Here is an 18,050-nt window from a genome sequence, read left to right as displayed (position 1 = left end):
CCTCCCGGCGGCTTAGTCTCGACGGACCGCACGAGCCCCGTCGTCCCACCGCCCGCCAACGGAGGTTCCCGCTCCATGAAGCTCACCGTCGTCGGCTGCTCGGGGTCGTTCCCCTCCAAGGAATCGGCCTGCTCGAGCTACCTCGTCGAGGCCGACGGCTTCCGGCTGCTCCTCGACATGGGCAACGGCGCCCTCGGCGAGCTGCAGCGTCACATCGGCCTGTACGACCTGGACGCGATCTTCCTCAGCCACCTCCACGCCGACCACTGCATCGACATGTGCGCCTACTTCGTGGTCCGGTACTACCGGCCCGACGGAGGCCGCTGCGAACCCCTCCCGGTCTTCGGCCCCGAGGGCACCGAGCACCACCTGACCACCGCGCACGCCGACACGCCCTCGGCCAGCTCGATGAGCGAGGTGTTCGACTTCCACACGGTCAAGCCCGGCACCTTCGAGATCGGCCCCTTCACCGTGCACACCGAGCTGATGGCGCACCCCGTCGAGGCGTACGGCATCCGCGTGGAGCACGACGGCAGGTCGCTCACCTACTCCGGCGACACCGGGCCGTTCCCCGCGCTGGAGGAACTGGCCCGGGACACCGACCTCTTCCTCTGCGAGGCCGCGTTCATCGACGGCCGGGACGAGATCCCCGACCTCCACCTCAGCGGCAGCCAGGCCGGCGAGGCCGCAGCCCGCGCCGGGGCCCGCCGGCTGGTCCTCACGCACATCGCGCCCTGGACCGACCCGCAGGCCAACCTTGCCGCCGCCGCGGCCGCCTACCCCGGGCCGGTCGAGCTGGCCAAGGCCGGCGCGGTCTACGAGATCTGAGCCCCGCCGCCGCGAGCGGTCACGCGGTCACGCGGTCACAGCCGCGCCGCCGTGCCCGTGCCTGTGCCGGTCAGGGCGTCAGCGCGTCAGGGCGTGCAGACCTTGGTCAGCTCGGCGGAGGCGTCGGTGATCGGTGAGACGTCGGGCGTCGCGTCCCCGGCCTCGACCGACTTCTGCACCTGGTCCACCCCGGCCCGCAGGTCGTCGACCGCCTTGCCGACGTCGGCGTCACCCGTGGAGTCGCCGAGCTCGTCCAGGTTCCGGTCGATCGACGCCAGCGACTCCTCGAGCTGCGTCGGGTCGTTGGCCGCCGCGTCCACCGCCTGCTGGAGCTCGGCGACGCTGTCGGCTATGGCCGTGGCCGTCCGCGCGCAGTCCAGCGCGGTGGACACCGCGTCGCAGCCGGTGGTCAGCAGAGCCGCCACCGCCACCGCGGCCACCGCCACGGGAACCCTCTTCGCGGCACGAGCCGCCGGAACAGACATGGAAACCGGTCCTCCTGTTTCGTGGGGGCCGCGACGCACGACGGCCGCCGTACGTCCCCACCAGTCAGGACGCACGACGGCACGCCGAAGTTCCGTCCCGGGTCACCCGGGAGGGTGATTCAGAGGGTGGCCTCCAGCGCCGCCCGCTGGGCCGCCGCCAAGTCGCCGCAACCCGCCACCGCCAGGTCCAGCAGCGCGTTCAGCTCCTCCCGGGCGAACGGCTCGGCCTCCGCGGTGCCCTGCACCTCGACGAAACGGCCGTCGCCGGTGCACACCACGTTCATGTCCGTCTCGGCGCGCACGTCCTCCTCGTAGCAGAGGTCCAGCAGCGGGACCCCGGCCACGATGCCCACCGACACCGCCGACACCGTGCCGGTCAGCGGCTGCCGCCCGGCCTTCACCAGCTTCTTCCCCTGCGCCCAGGACACCGCGTCCGCCAGCGCCACGTACGCGCCGGTGATCGCCGCGGTCCGGGTGCCGCCGTCGGCCTGCAGCACGTCGCAGTCCAGCACGATCGTGTTCTCGCCCAGCGCCTTGTAGTCGATCACCGCGCGCAGCGAACGGCCGATCAGCCGGCTGATCTCGTGCGTCCGGCCGCCGATGCGGCCCTTGACCGCCTCCCGGTCGCCACGGGTGTTCGTGGCGCGCGGCAGCATCGAGTACTCCGCGGTGACCCAGCCCTCGCCGCTGCCCTTGCGCCAGCGCGGCACGCCCTCGTTCACCGAGGCGGTGCAGAACACCTTGGTGTCGCCGAAGGAGACGAGGACGGAGCCCTCCGCGTGCTTGCTCCACCCCCGCTCGATGGTCACCGGGCGGAGCTGGTCGGGGGTACGGCCGTCGATACGAGACATGCCCCGAGCCTAGGGCCTGTCCGGCGGACCTTGCACGTGGGTCGCGGGGGCTGGCACGCACTCCCCCAAGCTCTCGGCTTCGCTCGAGCAGGGCGGTGCCCCCTTCGGCGTTGTCGTCACTCGACGACGCTCCGCGTCGCCTCCCTCCTCCGCCTTGCAGCCGCACGCACCAGCCCCCGCTCAGGGCAGTGACAAAGGAACCCGGCAGCTAGAACGGCAAGATCCGCCGGACAGGCCCTAGCCGCCCCACGACCCTGGCCCGGACGGCCGGCGACGATACTGGACCCCATGACCCGCATCGTTCTCGCCACCCGCAACGCCGGGAAGATCACCGAACTCCGCGCCATCCTCGCCGAGGCGGGGCTCGCGCACGAACTCGTCGGCGCCGAGGAGTTCCCCGAGGTCCCCGACGTCAAGGAGACCGGCGTCACCTTCGCCGAGAACGCGCTGCTCAAGGCGCACGCGCTGGCGCGGGCGACCGGTCTGCCCGCCGTCGCCGACGACTCGGGCCTGTGCGTCGACGTCCTGAACGGCGCCCCCGGCATCTTCTCCGCGCGCTGGGCCGGCCGGCACGGCGACGACCGCGCCAACCTGGACCTGCTCCTCGCGCAGCTCTCCGACATCGCCGAGGAGCACCGGGCCGCCCACTTCGCCTGCGCCGCCGCCCTCGCGCTCCCCGACGGCACCGAACGCGTCGTCGAGGGCCGTCTCGAGGGCACCCTGCGCTTCGCCCCGGCGGGCTCGGGCGGCTTCGGCTACGACCCGGTCCTCCAGCCCCTTGGCGAGACCCGCACCTGCGCGGAGCTGACCGCCGACGAGAAGAACGCCATCAGCCACCGCGGCAAGGCCTTCCGGGAGCTCGCGCCGGTGGTACGGGAACTGCTGGGCTGAGGAAACGCGGAACGGCCCGCGCACCGAAGCGTTCCGGTGCGCGGGCCGTTCACCCTGTGCGGCCGGTGGGACTCGAACCCACACGGGCTTTCGCCCACGGCGACCTAAACGCCGCGCGTATTGCCAATTTCGCCACGGCCGCGTGGCAGCTCATGGTACCTGTTGGCAGAGGCTTGACTAGGACCGTTGTCGCACAGGCCCCCGGCACCATGTGGCGGTCAAGGCGTGACAGTTCGGGCACAGGAGCCGCAGGTTCTCCCGGCGGTCGTCGAGCCGGTCCCCGTTGACGTGGTCGACTTCCAGGGTCATGGGCTTGCCCCGCCACTCGGGCCCCGTGCCGCACCGGGCGCATCTCTCAGGGACACCGATCTCCGCAAGCGCGCGACGCAGCAGATAGGTCTTCGTCCGGTAGCCGCGGTCGTGGAGGACGAGGATCTCCTCGGCGCTCAGCTTCGGATTCGTCGTCCCCGGCCGGCCTCTCCGGTGAGCCTCCCCCAGGAAATGGGCGGTGGACAGCCCCGCCTCCTCGAGCCAGGTGCGCAGCCGTCGGCGCGTGGTGGTGGTGTCGGGCAGGCCGAGACGGCGCAGCAGTTCCGCACGGGAGGCCGACCCGTCCACCGCAGTCGCCAACCCCGCCGGGGCGGTCCGCACGACGTGCCGACGATCCGTGAAGTGCGAGATGTCGATGCCGAAGTGGGCGAAGCGTCTCTTGAGGTAACGCCCGAGATTCGAGTGGGCCGCGGGGCGAGGAGAGCGATGACCTCGTCCATGCCGGCGCAGCGTTTGGCGGCCTCGGCCAGCCTGGCTCGCGTGTACAGGGTCGCTGTCGTCATCCTGCGGACGTCCTCCCCCTGCCTCGTGCACGACCCCGGTAGGTGTCCGTGGTCGCGTGGCAGTTGGGGCAGAGGAAGCGGAGGTTCCGCAGCCGGTTGTCGCGCCAGTCGCCGTTGACGTGGTCCACCTCCAGCTTGAGCGGCTCTCCCTCCCAGGCGCCGGGATTCCCGCAGGCGGCGCAATGCTCCGGTGTGCCGGCGGCCTTCATCGCCTTGCGCAGTTTGCCGCTGTCGATCCTGCGCGCCACCTGCGGCTCCTGCAGCACCAACGGCCAGTCGGGGTGCCGCTGCCCCGGTACTCGCGCCGGGCGGTGCGAGGAGCGGTCGAGGTGGGAGGTGTCGATGCCGTACAGGCGCAGGCGGCGGCTGATGTATGTGTGGTTGCCGCCCACCCGGTCGAGCCCGAGCCGCAGCAGAACCTCGGCCATGGTGCGCGACGCGGACACGGCTTCCTGCAGGACATCCCTCGACCACTTCACCTCCCGGTCGAAGTGCGAGGTGTCGATCCCCCGTTGGCGCATGCGGGCGCGCAGGTAGTTCCGGCTTCCGCCGCGCGGCTCCACCCCCAGCCGCTCCAACGCCTCCGTCAGTGTCCGCGACGCGCGGGCGGCCTCCCGCAGGGCCTCGTCGCTGATCCGGGCCACCGGCATGGGCTCGCCTCCGGTCCGGCCGCGCGTGTGCGCGGCGTTCGCACGGATCAACGAACCGGTTGTCGGACGGTTACGCCCGACGGGCGAAGGCCGCGGTGCCGTCAGAGTCGTGCCGTGTGGTCCGGGTCGAGGGTGGAGAGGTCGAAGTGCTGGGCCATGCGGCGGTAGCCGGCGTCGTTGAGGTGGAGGTGGTCGCCGGAGTCGAACTGTTCGGCGAGGCGCTGGGGGGCGTAGGGGTCGCGCAGGGCCTTGTCGAAGTCGAGGACCGCGTCGAAGACGCCGCCGCCGCGGATCTCCGCGTTGACGGCCTGACGGGCGGTCTCCCGGATGCCGTCGTAGCCGATGTGGCCCTGGAACGGCATGAGGGTCGCGCCGACCACGGGGATGTTCCGCGCGTGCGCGCGGGCCACCAGCGCGCGCATGCCCTCGGTGAGGGCGGCCGGGTCGGGAGTGCCGTCGGGGTCGCGGAGGATGTCGTTGATGCCGAGCGCCACGACGATCACCTTGGTGTTGGGCCGTGACAGCGCGTCCCGCTGGAAGCGGCCGAGGCCGCTGGGGCTGTCGGCGGGCCGGCCGTAGCCGTCGGTGAGGAGCTGGTTGCCGCTGATGCCGGCGTTGGCGACGCCGTAGCGGTGGTTCAGGCGGTCGGCGAGGACGTCGGTCCAGCGCCGGTCGCTGTCGGGGGTGGAGGTGACGCCGTCGGTGAGGGAGTCGCCGATGACCACGACGGTGCCGCGCGCGTCCTTGCTGAGGACGTCGAGGGCGGTGACGTAGCGCCAGTACGTCGAGCGGTCGGTGTAGGCGGCGCCCTGCGGGTCGAGGACGTGGTCGCCGGTGGCGAGGTAGGAGGTCTGCCGGGCCTGCCGGTGGTAGGTGACCGGGCCGGAGGGGGTGGGGGAGTAGGTGGTGATCAGCAGGTCGCTGTCGGCGGGCACCCGCAGGGCCACCGCGTCGCTGACCACCTGCCCGCCGGGCGGGACGGTCACGGTGCGGCCGCCGGAGAAGGTCAGCGGGCGCAGGGTGCCGGCCGCGGCCTCGGCGCTGTCGTCCCGGGCGGCGACGGCGACCGAGGCGGAGGTGACGAGGAGCGGCTGGCGGCCGTAGTGGTTGGAGAGGGTCACCCGTGCGGCGGTACCGCCGGCGCTGGTGTGCACGACGTTGCGGACGGACCGTCCGGCGATCCCCGTCAGTTCGGTGCCCGGCTCGGCGCCGGAGGGCGCGGCGGCCCAGCTGCCGACCCAGGTGCCGGTGGAGGCCGGGGCGGCCGGGTTGTGGGGCGCGCGGCCGGCGGACAGGTCGGTGTCCCGGGCCTCGGCGCGGGCACTCGCCTGGCGTGCCGCGACGTATATGCCGGCGCTGACGGCGATTATCAGGGCGGTGAAGGCCGCCAGCAGGGCGCAAGCGTGACGCCTGGTCATGCGGGGCTCGGCTCCTCGGGACGTGAAATCGGAACGGCAAGAAGTTCGGAACGGCAAGAAGTGCTGGACATCCCCGGCGGCTTCCCGGGCGTCCTCGTGAACAGACGCCGGGAACGTTTCTTCCGTTCCCGGAGTCGGTCAGAAGGGACGTTTCTTTCCTGACGGGGCATGTGACACAGGTGGACGGGCGACGAATGGGACGACAGGACGACAACGGCGGGTACCCCGCCGGCACCGCTGATACCGGCACCACGGGTGACACCGGTGACAGGGGTGACACCGGCGGCGTCGGCGGTGTCGGGGGTGACGGTGCGGGGCGAGGCGAGCATGCCCGCCCGCCCGGGGGCGGCAATCGCGGCGTCCCCCGTTCGGCCGCACGTCGAACAGATGGTTTCACCCTCGCCGACGAGGAGCGTCAGCGGGGGGTCCGTCGGATGAAGGCACTGGCCACCGGCCTGCTGGTGGCGGTGGCGGTGGTCTACGCGCTGGCCACCTGGGCGGAGCACCGGGGCGCGGGCGCCTGGGCGGGGTACGTGGCGGCGGCCGCGGAGGCGGGCATGGTGGGCGCGCTGGCCGACTGGTTCGCGGTGACGGCGCTGTTCCGGCACCCGCTGGGGCTGCCGATCCCGCACACCGCGATCATCCCGACCAAGAAGGACCAGCTGGGGACGTCGCTGGGGGAGTTCGTCGGGGAGAACTTCCTGTCGGCGGACGTGGTGCGGACCCGGCTGCGGGCCGTGGGCATCGGGAACCGGCTGGGAACCTGGCTGGCGGAACCGGAGCACGCCGATCGGGTGACCGCCGAACTGGCGACAGCGCTGCGGGGCGCGCTGACGGTGCTGAAGGACCGCGACGTGCAGGACGTGGTGGGGGAGGCCATCACCCGGAGGGCGGAGGCGTCGGAGATCGCGCCGGTGCTCGGCCGGACGCTGCAGCGGGTCGTCGCGGAGCACGGGCACCGGCGGACCGTGGACCTGGTGGTGGTGCGGGCGCACGACTGGCTGGTGCTGCACGGCGACGCCGTGATGAACGCCGTGCAGGGCGGCGCGCCGGGCTGGACCCCCCGGTTCGTGGACCGGAAGGTGGGGGAGCGGGTCTACAAGGAGCTGCTGCGGTTCGTCACCGAGATGCGGGACATGCCGACGCATCCGGCGCGGGACGCGCTCGACCGTTTCCTCGGCGATTTCGCCCTTGACCTGCAGTCGGACACCGAGACGCGGGCGCGGGTGGAGCGGCTGAAGTCGGAGGTGCTGAACCGGGACGAGGTGCAGGACCTGATCGCCTCGGCCTGGTCGGCGGTGCGCCGGATGATGGTGGAGGCGTCGGAGGACGAGCAGAGCCGGCTGAGGCTGCGGGTGCGGGCGGCGCTGCTGTCGCTGGGTGCCCGGCTGAAGGCCGACCGGCGGCTCCAGGAGAAGGTCGATCGCTGGGTCGAGGGGGCGGTGACGTACGTGGTCACCACCTACCGGGGCGAGATCACGGCGCTGATCACGGACACGGTGGCGGGCTGGGACGCCGAGCACACGACCCGCAAGATCGAGGCGCACATCGGCCGCGATCTCCAGTTCATCCGGATCAACGGCACGGTGGTGGGCTCGCTCGCCGGGCTGCTGATCCACACCGTTTCCCGCATGCTGGGGGCATAGCCGTAGGGGGCGGGGCAACAGGGAGGGGGACCGCCGCTCGCTCACTGGAGAGGGAGACCAAGCGATGGCCGTTTCCGCGAAACCCGAGCCCTCGGTCCCGGAGGAGACAGGCACCGTCACCACGTCGGTGCCGGCCCGGCTGGACAGACTGCCCTGGTCCCGCTGGCACTGGATGATCGTCATCGGCCTGGGCACGGTGTGGATCCTGGACGGCCTCGAGGTCACCACGGTCGGCAACATCGCCGGCCGGCTGGCCGAGGAGGGCAGTGGACTGCCCATCAGCTCGGCCCAGGTCACCGGTATGGCGGCGGCGCTGTACGTGGCGGGCGCGTGTGCGGGCGCCCTGTTCTTCGGGTGGCTCACCGACAAGTTCGGGCGCAAGAAGCTCTTCATCACCACCCTGGCGGTCTACCTGGGCGCGACCGCGCTGACCGCGCTGTCGTTCGACGTCTGGTGGTTCTTCCTCTTCCGCTTCCTCACCGGGTTCGGCATCGGCGGCGAGTACGCGGCCATCAACTCCGCCATCGACGAACTCATCCCCTCGGAGTACCGGGGCCGGGTCGATCTCATCATCAACGGCAGCTACTGGCTCGGCGCCATCGGCGGCGCGCTGCTGTCCATCGTGATGCTGGACACCGACATCTTCGCCGCGAACGTCGGCTGGCGGCTCACCTTCGCGCTCGGCGTGGTGCTGGGCCTGGTCATCCTGCTGGTGCGGCGGAACGTTCCGGAGAGCCCACGGTGGCAGTTCATCCACGGGCAGGGGGACAAGGCGGAGAAACTCGTCTCCGAGGTGGAGCGGGAGATCGAGAAGGAACGGGGGGAGAAACTTCCGCCCCCGGCCGGACAGATCACCATCCACCAGCGGAAGTCCATCGGCTTCGGACTGATCGCCAAGACGGTCTTCACCAAGTACCCGCGGCGCACGGTGCTGGGGCTGGCCCTCTTCATCGGGCAGGCGTTCCTCTACAACGCGATCACCTTCGGCTTCGGCGCGATCCTCACCAAGTTCTTCGACGTTCCGGTCGGCAGCACCGGGTACTACTTCGCGGTGATCGCGGCCGGCAACTTCCTCGGCCCGCTGCTGCTGGGCAAGCTGTTCGACACGGTCGGGCGGCGGATCATGATCTCGTCGACGTACCTGCTCTCCGGCATCCTGCTGTTCGTGACGGCGTGGCTGTTCGGGCAGGAGGTGCTGACGGCGACGACGCTGACGGCGTGCTGGTGCGTGGTGCTGTTCTTCGCGTCGGCCGGTGCGAGCAGCGCGTACCTGACGGTGTCGGAGATCTTCCCGATGGAGACGCGGGCGATGGCGATCGCGTTCTTCTACGCGGTCGGTACGGCGGCCGGCGGTATCGCGGGCCCGCTGATCTTCGCCGACCTGACCGAGTCGGGGGTCATCTCGGAGACGGTGCTGGCGTTCCGGATCGGCGCGGCGCTGATGTGCGCGGCGGGGCTGGTCGCGGTGTTCCTCGCGGTCAAGGCGGAGCGGCGGAGTCTGGAGGACATCGCGACGCCGCTGTCCTCCGTGACGCCCCCGCGCCCCCCGACGGCCGACGCCACGGCCCGCTGACCCCTCCCTTCCCCTCCCTCCGCGCCCCCGCGGGGGCCAGGCGCCGCACCGGGCGCCCGGCCCCCGCGGGGGCGTTCCGGTACGTGCGGGTCAGGAGGAGGGGCGGCGGCGTTTCTTGGGGGGCTTGGGGCGCTTCGTGCGGACGCCTACGCCGCCCCAGAAGGCGAGGCCGGTGACGACCACGCGCGGGGCGTCCGGCGCGGGCGGCGTCGCGTCGCCGCGGTTCTCGTGGTCGAAGCCGCCCATCAGGCCCGTGCCCCGCATCACGACCTCGACGCCGGGCGGGACGAGGACCTCGATGCCGCCCATCACCGCGACGCAGTTGACGACGATCTCCGGCCCCCCGAAGTACGCGTCGCGGAGGTCGATCAGCCCGCCGCCCATGACCGCCACCGCGTTGAACCGCCGTGGCGCGACCCAGTTCCCGACCCGCTGGAAGCCGGAGAGCAGCGCGACCCCCCAGTCGGAGGAAGCTCCGCCGCGCACGATCCGCGCGGACCAGTCGACCTCCGCGCCGGAGGCGTTCCGCTTCGTCATGGAGACCGGCGTCGCGCCCGGGTCGACCCCCGGCGCGGGCAGGTCACGGGTGACCGGCTCCAGTTCGCCGTACGTCTTGGCCCGGTACACGACGTCCAGCCGTTCCTGGAACTCGTCCATGTCGAGCCGCCCCTCCGCGAGGGCGTCCCGCAGGCGGTCGGCGACCCGTTCGCGGTCCGCGTCCCCCGCCCGGAGTTCGGGCAGCGGCACCTCCCGTGGTTCCCGCCGTGGTTCCCCCCACGCTGCCTCGTTCCGCTGGTCCCGCTCGTTCGACGCGTCGGCCATGGCGCGCAGCATACGAGTTCCCGCCGCCCCGACACAGACCAACCCTGCGGGCGCGATCCAGTCATACCGGTACATAGTGGGCACATGGGGTATCGGCGGAACGCGGAGAACGGGAGCCGGAGCGCGCGATGAAGAACCACCGCAGGAAAGAGCCGTTCCAGGGATGGCGGCGTCCGGCCGCCTCCGCCCCGGGCCCCGAGGGCGGCCGGCACCCCGGCGAGCACCCCGGTGAACACCGCGGCGGGAGCCGTGGTGAGCACCCCGCGACCGCCCCCGCCGAGCCGCGCACGGGCTGGCGCCGCGCCCTCCCCACCTGGCGGTTCACCCTGCTGGGCCTGGTCGCCGTGATCCTGGTCTGCGCGGGCGCGCTGACGGCCGGCTACTTCCTGGTGAAGATCCCCCGGGCCAACGCCCTGGCCACCATGCAGAGCAACGTCTTCCTCTACGCGGACGGCTCCCGCCTCGCCCGCGACGGCGACGTCAACCGGGAGAGCGTCGAGCTGTCCCAGGTGTCCGAGGACGCGCGGCACGCCGTGCTGGCGGCCGAGGACCGCGACTTCTACGACGGTTCCGGGGTCGACCCGCAGGCGATGGTCCGCGGCGCCTGGAACACCGTCACCGGCAAGGGACGCCAGTCGGGTTCGACGATCACCCAGCAGTACGTCAAGAACTACTACCTGGGCCAGGAGCAGACGCTCACCCGCAAGGCCAAGGAGTTCTTCATCGCGATCAAGCTGGACCGGGAGAAGAGCAAGGACGAGATCCTCCAGGGCTACCTGAACACCAGCTACTTCGGCCGGAACACCTACGGCATCCAGGCCGCCGCCCAGGCGTACTACGGCATCGACGCCTCCGAGCTGGACGCCGCCCAGGGCGCCTACCTGGCCGCGCTGCTCAACTCCCCGAACGCCTACGACGTGGACGCCTACCCGGAGAACCGGAAGAAGGCCCTGGTCCGCTGGAACTACGTGCTGGACGGCATGGTGAAGGAGGGCTGGCTGACGCCGAAGGAGCGGGCCGCGCTCACGTTTCCGGCGCCCCGGCCCAACCGGGTGAACACCGCGCTCTCCGGGCAGCGGGGATACGTCGTCAACGCCGTGAAGGCGTACCTGGCGGACCACGGCATCCTCGAGGAGGCCGACCTCGACGGCGGCGGCTACCGGATCTGGACCACGCTCCGCAAGCCGGCCCAGGACGCGCTGGTGGGCGCGGTCGAGGAGGAGGTGATGGACAACCTGGAGCCCGACGCCCGGGACGCGGACAAGAACGTCCGGGCGGGTGCCGCGGCGATCGATCCGCGCACGGGCAAGGTGGTCGCCATGTACGGCGGCACCGACTACGTGAAGCAGTACACCAACAACGCCACCCGCCGGGACTTCCAGGTCGGCTCCACCTTCAAGCCGTTCGTGCTGGCCACCGCCCTGGATCAGGGCGCCCGCACCCACGACGGGCGGCCCATCACCCCGCAGACCATGTACGACGGCACCAGCAAGCGGGCCGTGCAGGGCTGGCCGGGGGCGCGGTACACGCCCGAGAACGAGGACGACAAGAGCTACGGCGAGATCTCGGTCAGCGAGGCCACCGACAAGTCCGTCAACGCGGTGTACGCCCAGATGGCGGTCGACGTGGGCCCCGACCGGGTGCAGCGGACGGCGGTGAAGCTCGGACTCCCGGAGGGCACGCCCGACATGGTGGCCTCCCCGTCGATCGCGCTGGGCACCGCCACCGCGAGCGTGCTGGACATGGCGCAGGCCTACGCGACGCTCGCGGACCACGGCAGGCACCGGCCGTACACGCTGATCGAGAAGATCACCCGCAACGGGTCGGAGACGGTCTCCCTGCCGGAGCGCGAGTCCACGCAGGCCGTCAGCCGGGTGGCGGCCGACACCACCACCTCGGTGCTGCGGGGCGTGGTCTCCGGCGGCACCGCCACCGCCGCGCTGGGGGCGGGACGGCCGGCCGCCGGCAAGACCGGCACGGCGGAGGAGGACACCGCGGCCTGGTTCGCGGGGTACACGCCCGACCTGGTCGCCGTGGTCTCGGTGATGGGCCAGGACCCGGAGACGGCCGCGCACAAGCCGCTGTACGGGGCGATGGGGCTGGGCCGGATCAACGGCGGCGGCGCGCCCGCCGAGGTGTGGGCGGCCTTCGTCAAGGACGCGTCGAAGGGGAAGAAGGCGAGCGCCTTCGACCTCGAGGTCCGTTCGGGCAGCGGCAACCTGAAGCTGCCGTACGCGGTGCCGAGCGACGGGGCGTCGGCGTCCGCGTCGCCGTCGGAGGGCCCCTGGGACGCCGGGGACGCCGGGGACGCGGGGGACGCGGGGGACGAGGACGGCACGGACTCCTCCGACTCGTCGGACTCCTCGGACTCCTCCGGGTCCTCGGAGGACGGCAGGTCCTCCGAGGGTGGTCCGGCCGGGGGTGCGGGCGGCGAACCGGCCTCCGGCGCGGGCGGCGGGGCGGTCACCCCGTCGCCAGGCGCGCACCCCGGGCCCGGCTCGGACGACGCCCCCGGCGACACGTTCCCCGGGGCGCACCCGGGGCAGGGCCTGCCACCGGGCGAACACCGTCCGCACCACCCGGTGGTGCCCGGTCTCGCCCCGCCGTACGAGCAGCACCCGTGGCCCCGGCAGGGGGCGTGACGGGCGTGTGAGGCACGCGAGAGGGGCCGGTGACCGCGGGTGCGGTCACCGGCCCCTCTCGGTGCTCGGTCGGAGGTTCCCCGGGTCAGAGGTACAGGCCCGTGGTGTCCTCCGTGCCCTCGAAGCGGTCCGCGGCCACCGCGTGGAGGTCGCGTTCGCGCATCAGCACGTACGTCATGCCGCGGACCTCGACCTCGGCCCGGTCCTCCGGGTCGAAGAGGACGCGGTCACCCGGCTCGACGGTGCGGACGTTCTGCCCCACCGCGACGACCTCCGCCCATGCCAGGCGCCGGCCGACGGCCGCCGTGGCGGGGATGAGGATGCCGCCGCCGGAGCGGCGTTCGCCTTCCGCGTTCTCCTGACGCACCAGCACGCGGTCGTGCAGCATCCGGATGGGGAGCTTGTCGTGCTGGGTGTCGCTCACAGTTCTCTTGACGCTCACGAGGTGAACCTACCTGGCCGTCCGCCCCGGTCGCCCGATCGGGTGGGGAGTCGCGGCCGCCGGCCGCCGGGTCAGCGGCGGCGCCGGCTGTTCAGCACCAGCAGGCCGACGACGCCGACGGCCACCAGCGCGACCGGAACGATCCGGTTCACCCTCGGCGAGCCCTCCTCGTCGACGAAACGTCCCCGCACGCCGGTCAGGGCGCGGTTGACGCCCACGTAGGCCCGCCCGAGGGTCTGGTCGACCTGGCCGCGGGCCTTGGCCTTCGCGTCGTCGACCACGGTCCGGGGGTGCATCCGCACCCCGATCTCCTCCAGGGTCTCGGCCAGCAGTGCGCGCCGGCGCTCGATGTCCGCCTTGATCTGCGCCGGTGTCCTGGTGTCCGAGGTGTCCGCCACCGTGCCGCCTCCGTGCTCTGTCGCCGTCGGATGTCCGTACGAGCCGTTCCGTGGTGCTGGGCACCAGTCTGTCAGCTCGGGGCGGACGCGCACCGTCAAGCCCCCGGTTACGCTCGTACGCGCCCACCACCGCTTACCAGCTACCCAAGGAGCACGACCCGATGTCCGAGCGACTCCAGCCCGGCGACTCCGCCCCCGCCTTCACCCTCCCCGACGCCGACGGGAAGGAGGTCTCGCTGGCCGACTACGCGGGCCGCAAGGTCATCGTCTACTTCTACCCGGCGGCGCTGACCCCCGGCTGCACCAAGCAGGCGTGCGACTTCACCGACAACCTGGAGCTGCTGGCGGGCGCGGGCTACGACGTGGTCGGCATCTCGCCCGACAAGCCGGAGAAGCTGGCGAAGTTCCGGGACAAGGAGTCGCTGAAGGTGACGCTCCTCGCCGACCCGGACAAGAAGGTGCTGGAGGCGTACGGGGCGTTCGGGGAGAAGAAGCTGTACGGCAAGACGGTGGTCGGGGTCATCCGCTCCACCGTGGTGGTCGACGCCGAGGGCAAGGTCGAGCGGGCGCTGTACAACGTCAAGGCCACCGGGCACGTCGCCAAGATCATCCGCGATCTCGGGGTCTGACCGCGCGCTTCTCCTGCCCGCGGGCGGCGGCACCGGCCGCCGACCGCGGGCTTCGTCGTGTCCGGGGGCGTGGGTGGGGGTGCGGGCGGGCCTCGGGCCGCGTCAGAGTTGAGTCGAGGGTTGTCAATTTTCCGGACCGGAGCTATATAAGAACGCGTAAGGGCATCGCACCCGAACCCTGTCCCACGAAGGGAGTGACTCGTGATGCTCATGCGTACCGACCCGTTCCGCGAGATCGACCGCCTGACCCAGCAGGTCCTCGGGAACCCGAACGTGCTGTCCCGCCCCGCCGCGCTGCCGATGGACGCCTACCGCGTCGGCGACGACCTGCTCGTCCACGTGGACCTGCCCGGCGTCGACCCGGAGACCATCGACCTGGACGTCGAGCGCAACGTCCTCACCATCCGCGCCGAGCGCCGCGCCCCGATGCCGGAAGGCGCCGAGGCGGTCCTCGCCGAGCGCCCGGCCGGCGCGTTCAGCCGGCAGTTGTTCCTGGGCGACACGCTGGACACCGAGCGGATCGACGCGTCCTGCGAGGCCGGGGTCCTCACCCTGCGGATCCCCGTGGCCGACCACGCCAAGCCGCGGAAGATCCGGATCGCAGGAGGCGGCGGCGACGGCGGCCGCAAGGCGCTCAGTCGCTGACCTTCCGCCCGACGCCCGACGCCCGACGCCTGCCGTCCGCCGTCAGCCGTCCGCCGTCAGCCGTCCGCCGTCCCCGTGCCGCCGTTCGAGGCCCGTCGTCCGGCGCCCCCCGTCCGGCAACTGCCGCCCGGTGCCTGCCGCCTGGCGTCTCCGCAGGGCCTGCACGTGCCGTACACGGAGGCGTACATGTCGCGAAGGCGGGCATACGGGCGGCACTACCGGGCCGGGACAGGCCGCCGCCCGGCCCGGCAGTCAACCTGACGGGAACTGAAGAGGAGCAGTCCCCTTGACCATTCCCATGATCCCGAGTGACGCCACCACCGCCACCGCCGTCACCGCCGTCACCACCCCCTCCGTACCCACCACCCCCGCCGTGCCCGAGCCCCGTGAGGGGGTGACGGCCGACGCGGTGTCCGGGCCCTCCTGGGCCGACCTGGTCGCCACGGTCCGTGAGGCCGGGCTCTACCCGACCGAGGAGCAGGCCGAGCGGGTGACCCGCGCGGTGCTCGCGGCGCTCGGCGAGCACGTGGTCGGCGACGAGCGTGTCGACCTGGCGCGGGCGCTGCCCGAGGAGGCGGCGCGTGTCGTCGCCGCGCAGGTGCCCGCCAACCAACCCCTCGCGGCGGCCGAGTTCGTCAACGAGTTGGCCCGTCGACTGCCCAACGCCACCCATGCCACGGCGCGTTGGGACACCACCTCGGTCCTCGGCGTGCTGCCCGGGCTGATCGGGGACGACCTGACCCAGCGGCTCCTCGCCCAACTCCCCTCCGGTTACGCCCTGTTGTTCGGCCAGGCCGAACTGCACCGCGCGGCCTAGCAGAACTGGTAGTCGCGGGCCAGTACGCGTCGGTAGGAGGTGCGCCACCGGGGCCGGTACCACCGGACCTCGCGGCGCAGCTCCAGCCCCTGGGGGCCCGGAAGCAGCAGGGCCACCGCGCAGGCGCCGGCGGGAGAGGCGGCGGAGTCCAGCGGGACGCGCCAGCTCCGGCCGGGACCGGCGGTGAAGGCGGCCTCGGCGGGGGGATCGCGGAAGTCGGCGGCGCCCTGGGCGACGTCGACGTAGAAGAGCAGCCGCTCGAAGCGGTCCCCCCGCTCCAGCGCGACGTCCAGCGCGCCGTCGTCGGCGACGGCCACGTACGGCCACGCGTCGAGGGCGCCGGCCTGCGCGGGGTCGCCCGCGGTGCGGGCGGAGCGCACCGCGGCGGTGCGCCCGTCGCGGGTGCGCACCAGGCAGCCGACGCCGACGCCCGCGCCGGACAGCCCCTCGGCGGGGCGCAGCGTCATGCGCAGCACGCCCCGTTGCCCGGTGGGCGCGCTCGGCGTCCGCTCGGTGAGCGTCACCGGAGCGGTCCCAGCGCTCTTGAAGAGGGCAGGGGTCAGCCGGATGGCCTTGCGCGGCGCGTGCCGCTCCGGTCCGTCCATGCCTCCCCCGATGCCCGATGCCCTATGCCGCGGGCCGCTTCCCGGCGGCCGACACCACTGCTTCGCCTGTGGAGTCCATCATGCCTTCCGGCGGGCGCCGGGCGTACGCGGGGATCGCGGGACGGCGGCGGGGTGGCTCCCCGCCCCGCCCCGTCCCCTTCGTCACCTCCGCCCCGTCTCAGGCGAGGAGGTGGTCCATCTGCTGGGCCGCCTCCCGCATGCCCTCGGCCATGCCCATGTCCGACATCTGGTGCATCTCCTCCTGGTTGCGGAACGTGGAGGAGAGCTCCATGTGGGTGCCGGTTCCGGCGGTGCCGCTGCGGGTGAGGGTGACCTGGATGCCGATCGTGGGGGAGTCGTCGAGCGGCTCGCCCCGGTCGTCGGCGAACCCGTCGGTGAACTCCAGGTGGGTCGGCGGGGCGACCGATTCGATCCGCCACCAGCCGTGCGGCTGATCCCCCTCGGGGCCGGTCATGCGGTAGCTGACGGTTCCGCCGGGGGTGAGGTCGAAGGCGTCGACGGTGGCGGGGTAGGACGGCGGTCCCCACCAGCGTTCCAGCTTGCGCGGGTCGGCCCACAGTTGCCAGACCCGCTCGACGGGAGCGTCGAAATCGGCGACCAGGGTCAGTTCCAGCTGGTCGAAGTCCTCGTTGACGCTGGTGACGGTCATGGTGTCCAGTCCTTCGGCGCGGGCGCGGATGTCCTGCTCCTCCCAGCAAAACGCCGCGCCCGCGCCCCCGCCACTCGATCACGGGTCCGGCGTCAGCCGGCGTCGGAGCCCATCTCGTCGCGCACGAACGCGCGGAGCCAGGTGCGGAACTCCGGCCCGAGGTCTTCGCGCTCGCTTGCCATCCGGACGATGGCCCGCAGGTAGTCGCCCCGGTCGCCGGTGTCGTAGCGGCGGCCCTTGAAGACGACGCCGTACACCGGGCCGCACACCTGCTCGTCCTGGGCCTGCGTCTGCAGGGCGTCGGTGAGCTGGATCTCGCCGCCGCGGCCGGGCTCGGTGCGGCGCAGCACGTCGAAGATGCCCGGGTCGAGGACGTACCGGCCGATGACGGCGTAGGCGGAGGGCGCGTTCCCCGCCGCCGGCTTCTCGACCAGGCCGGTGACCTTGACGACGTCGTCCTCCGCGGTGGCCTCGACGGCGGCGCAGCCGTAGAGGTGGATCTGGGCGGGGTCGACCTCCATGAGGGCCACCACGCTGCCGCCGTGCTCCGCCCGCACGTCGATCATGCGGGAGAGCAGCGGGTCGCGCGGGTCGATGAGGTCGTCGCCGAGGAGCACGGCGAAGGGTTCCGCGCCGACGTGCGGGGCGGCGCAGAGGACGGCGTGGCCCAGGCCCCGGGGGTCGCCCTGGCGGACGTAGTGGATGGTGGCGAGGTCGGTGGACTCCTGCACGCGGGCGAGCCGGTCGGCGTCGCCCTTGCGCTGCAGGGCCGACTCCAGCTCGTAGTTGCGGTCGAAGTGGTCCTCCAGCGGCCGCTTGTTGCGGCCGGTGATCATCAGGACGTCGTCGAGACCCGCGGCGACGGCCTCCTCGACGACGTACTGGATGGCCGGCTTGTCGACGACCGGGAGCATCTCCTTGGGCGTCGCCTTGGTGGCCGGAAGGAACCGCGTGCCGAGTCCGGCCGCCGGGACGACCGCCTTGGTGATGGTGGGTGTCATGGGTGCAGTGGGTCCTCGATGGGTGGGGCCGGCCCCCCGGTTCGGGGCGCCCGCGGCGGATGGGGTGTACGGCGTGCCGGACGGTACGGTCCGGCAGGCCGCGGCGTCCGCCGTCCCGGCGGGAGGTCGCCGGTCGGCGGGGACGGGATACAGGGCCATCCTCCGACGGGTACGGGAGGAACACCATCTCGCGGGGTGGAGTCC

The 18,050-nt window shown here is 72.6% G+C and carries 19 protein-coding genes and 1 tRNA gene; 8 read left to right on the top strand and 12 right to left on the bottom strand.

What is annotated here, in order from left to right; genetic code table 11:
• The first annotated feature begins 75 nt into the window (after window positions 1-75).
• Window positions 76-828, top strand: coding sequence for an MBL fold metallo-hydrolase (locus ACWD3O_RS30505; RefSeq protein WP_451411219.1), 753 nt, complete (start codon window positions 76-78; stop codon window positions 826-828).
• 86 nt (window positions 829-914) lie between these two features.
• On the opposite strand, the gene ACWD3O_RS30500 is transcribed toward ACWD3O_RS30505, so the two are convergent.
• Window positions 915-1,313, bottom strand: coding sequence for a hypothetical protein (locus tag ACWD3O_RS30500; RefSeq protein ID WP_451411218.1), 399 nt, complete (start codon window positions 1,311-1,313; stop codon window positions 915-917).
• A 119-nt stretch (window positions 1,314-1,432) separates the two neighbouring features.
• Window positions 1,433-2,164, bottom strand: coding sequence for a ribonuclease PH (gene rph / locus ACWD3O_RS30495; protein ID WP_356134268.1), 732 nt, complete (start codon window positions 2,162-2,164; stop codon window positions 1,433-1,435).
• Between the two features lie 288 nt (window positions 2,165-2,452).
• Between rph and rdgB the strand changes: the two genes are divergently transcribed.
• Complete coding sequence (gene rdgB, locus ACWD3O_RS30490; protein WP_451411217.1) at window positions 2,453-3,055, top strand: RdgB/HAM1 family non-canonical purine NTP pyrophosphatase; 603 nt, start codon at window positions 2,453-2,455, stop codon at window positions 3,053-3,055.
• Window positions 3,056-3,112: 57 nt separating this feature from the next.
• Here the strand turns inward: rdgB and ACWD3O_RS30485 are convergent.
• From ACWD3O_RS30485 to ACWD3O_RS30470, 4 genes are all read right to left on the bottom strand, one after another.
• Window positions 3,113-3,197, bottom strand: a tRNA-Leu gene (locus tag ACWD3O_RS30485).
• Between the two features lie 35 nt (window positions 3,198-3,232).
• Window positions 3,233-3,673, bottom strand: a complete 441-nt coding sequence (locus ACWD3O_RS30480; protein ID WP_451418128.1) for an HNH endonuclease signature motif containing protein — start codon at window positions 3,671-3,673, stop codon at window positions 3,233-3,235.
• 211 nt (window positions 3,674-3,884) lie between these two features.
• On the bottom strand, window positions 3,885-4,538 hold the full coding sequence (locus ACWD3O_RS30475; RefSeq protein WP_451418147.1) for an HNH endonuclease signature motif containing protein: 654 nt from the start codon (window positions 4,536-4,538) through the stop codon (window positions 3,885-3,887).
• 101 nt (window positions 4,539-4,639) lie between these two features.
• Window positions 4,640-5,956, bottom strand: coding sequence for an SGNH/GDSL hydrolase family protein (locus ACWD3O_RS30470; RefSeq protein ID WP_451418127.1), 1,317 nt, complete (start codon window positions 5,954-5,956; stop codon window positions 4,640-4,642).
• Window positions 5,957-6,150: 194 nt separating this feature from the next.
• On the opposite strand from ACWD3O_RS30470, the gene ACWD3O_RS30465 reads away from it, so the two are divergent.
• Complete coding sequence (locus ACWD3O_RS30465) at window positions 6,151-7,602, top strand: DUF445 domain-containing protein (protein WP_451418126.1); 1,452 nt, start codon at window positions 6,151-6,153, stop codon at window positions 7,600-7,602.
• A gap of 64 nt (window positions 7,603-7,666) precedes the next feature.
• The gene (locus tag ACWD3O_RS30460) at window positions 7,667-9,175 is read left to right on the top strand and encodes an MFS transporter (protein ID WP_451418125.1); all 1,509 of its coding nucleotides are present in this window, start codon (window positions 7,667-7,669) and stop codon (window positions 9,173-9,175) included.
• A gap of 90 nt (window positions 9,176-9,265) precedes the next feature.
• Here ACWD3O_RS30460 and ACWD3O_RS30455 read toward each other — a convergent pair whose 3' ends face one another.
• Window positions 9,266-9,997, bottom strand: coding sequence for a DUF1707 SHOCT-like domain-containing protein (locus tag ACWD3O_RS30455; RefSeq protein WP_451418124.1), 732 nt, complete (start codon window positions 9,995-9,997; stop codon window positions 9,266-9,268).
• 128 nt (window positions 9,998-10,125) lie between these two features.
• On the opposite strand from ACWD3O_RS30455, the gene ACWD3O_RS30450 reads away from it, so the two are divergent.
• Window positions 10,126-12,639 carry a transglycosylase domain-containing protein gene (locus tag ACWD3O_RS30450; protein WP_451418123.1) on the top strand — a complete coding sequence of 838 codons (2,514 nt, stop codon included), beginning with the start codon at window positions 10,126-10,128 and terminating at the stop codon, window positions 12,637-12,639.
• An 85-nt stretch (window positions 12,640-12,724) separates the two neighbouring features.
• On the opposite strand, the gene ACWD3O_RS30445 is transcribed toward ACWD3O_RS30450, so the two are convergent.
• Together ACWD3O_RS30445 and ACWD3O_RS30440 are read right to left on the bottom strand one after the other, a co-directional pair.
• Window positions 12,725-13,027, bottom strand: a complete 303-nt coding sequence (locus tag ACWD3O_RS30445) for a GroES family chaperonin (RefSeq protein ID WP_356134424.1) — start codon at window positions 13,025-13,027, stop codon at window positions 12,725-12,727.
• A 125-nt stretch (window positions 13,028-13,152) separates the two neighbouring features.
• A complete protein-coding gene (locus ACWD3O_RS30440) occupies window positions 13,153-13,479 on the bottom strand; it encodes a DUF3618 domain-containing protein (RefSeq protein ID WP_451411211.1) in 327 nt (108 codons plus the stop codon).
• Between the two features lie 161 nt (window positions 13,480-13,640).
• On the opposite strand from ACWD3O_RS30440, the gene bcp reads away from it, so the two are divergent.
• From bcp to ACWD3O_RS30425, 3 genes are all read left to right on the top strand, one after another.
• Entirely contained in the window at window positions 13,641-14,108 is a 468-nt protein-coding gene (gene bcp / locus ACWD3O_RS30435; protein ID WP_451411210.1) for a thioredoxin-dependent thiol peroxidase, read from the top strand.
• 204 nt (window positions 14,109-14,312) lie between these two features.
• Window positions 14,313-14,753, top strand: coding sequence for an Hsp20/alpha crystallin family protein (locus ACWD3O_RS30430; RefSeq protein WP_451411209.1), 441 nt, complete (start codon window positions 14,313-14,315; stop codon window positions 14,751-14,753).
• Between the two features lie 286 nt (window positions 14,754-15,039).
• A complete protein-coding gene (locus ACWD3O_RS30425; protein WP_451418122.1) occupies window positions 15,040-15,570 on the top strand; it encodes a DUF2267 domain-containing protein in 531 nt (176 codons plus the stop codon).
• On the opposite strand, the gene ACWD3O_RS30420 is transcribed toward ACWD3O_RS30425, so the two are convergent.
• The 3 genes from ACWD3O_RS30420 to galU form a co-directional block, all read right to left on the bottom strand.
• On the bottom strand, window positions 15,567-16,175 hold the full coding sequence (locus ACWD3O_RS30420) for a hypothetical protein (RefSeq protein ID WP_451418121.1): 609 nt from the start codon (window positions 16,173-16,175) through the stop codon (window positions 15,567-15,569). The genes ACWD3O_RS30425 and ACWD3O_RS30420 overlap by 4 nt on opposite strands.
• Before the next feature lie 178 nt (window positions 16,176-16,353).
• Complete coding sequence (locus ACWD3O_RS30415; protein WP_451411206.1) at window positions 16,354-16,845, bottom strand: SRPBCC family protein; 492 nt, start codon at window positions 16,843-16,845, stop codon at window positions 16,354-16,356.
• 92 nt (window positions 16,846-16,937) lie between these two features.
• Window positions 16,938-17,846, bottom strand: a complete 909-nt coding sequence (gene galU / locus ACWD3O_RS30410) for a UTP--glucose-1-phosphate uridylyltransferase GalU (protein ID WP_451418120.1) — start codon at window positions 17,844-17,846, stop codon at window positions 16,938-16,940.
• Window positions 17,847-18,050 lie beyond the last annotated feature (204 nt).

Source organism: Streptomyces sp. NPDC002640 (genome assembly GCF_053592575.1).
This window is presented reverse-complemented; position numbering and strand designations above follow the sequence as displayed.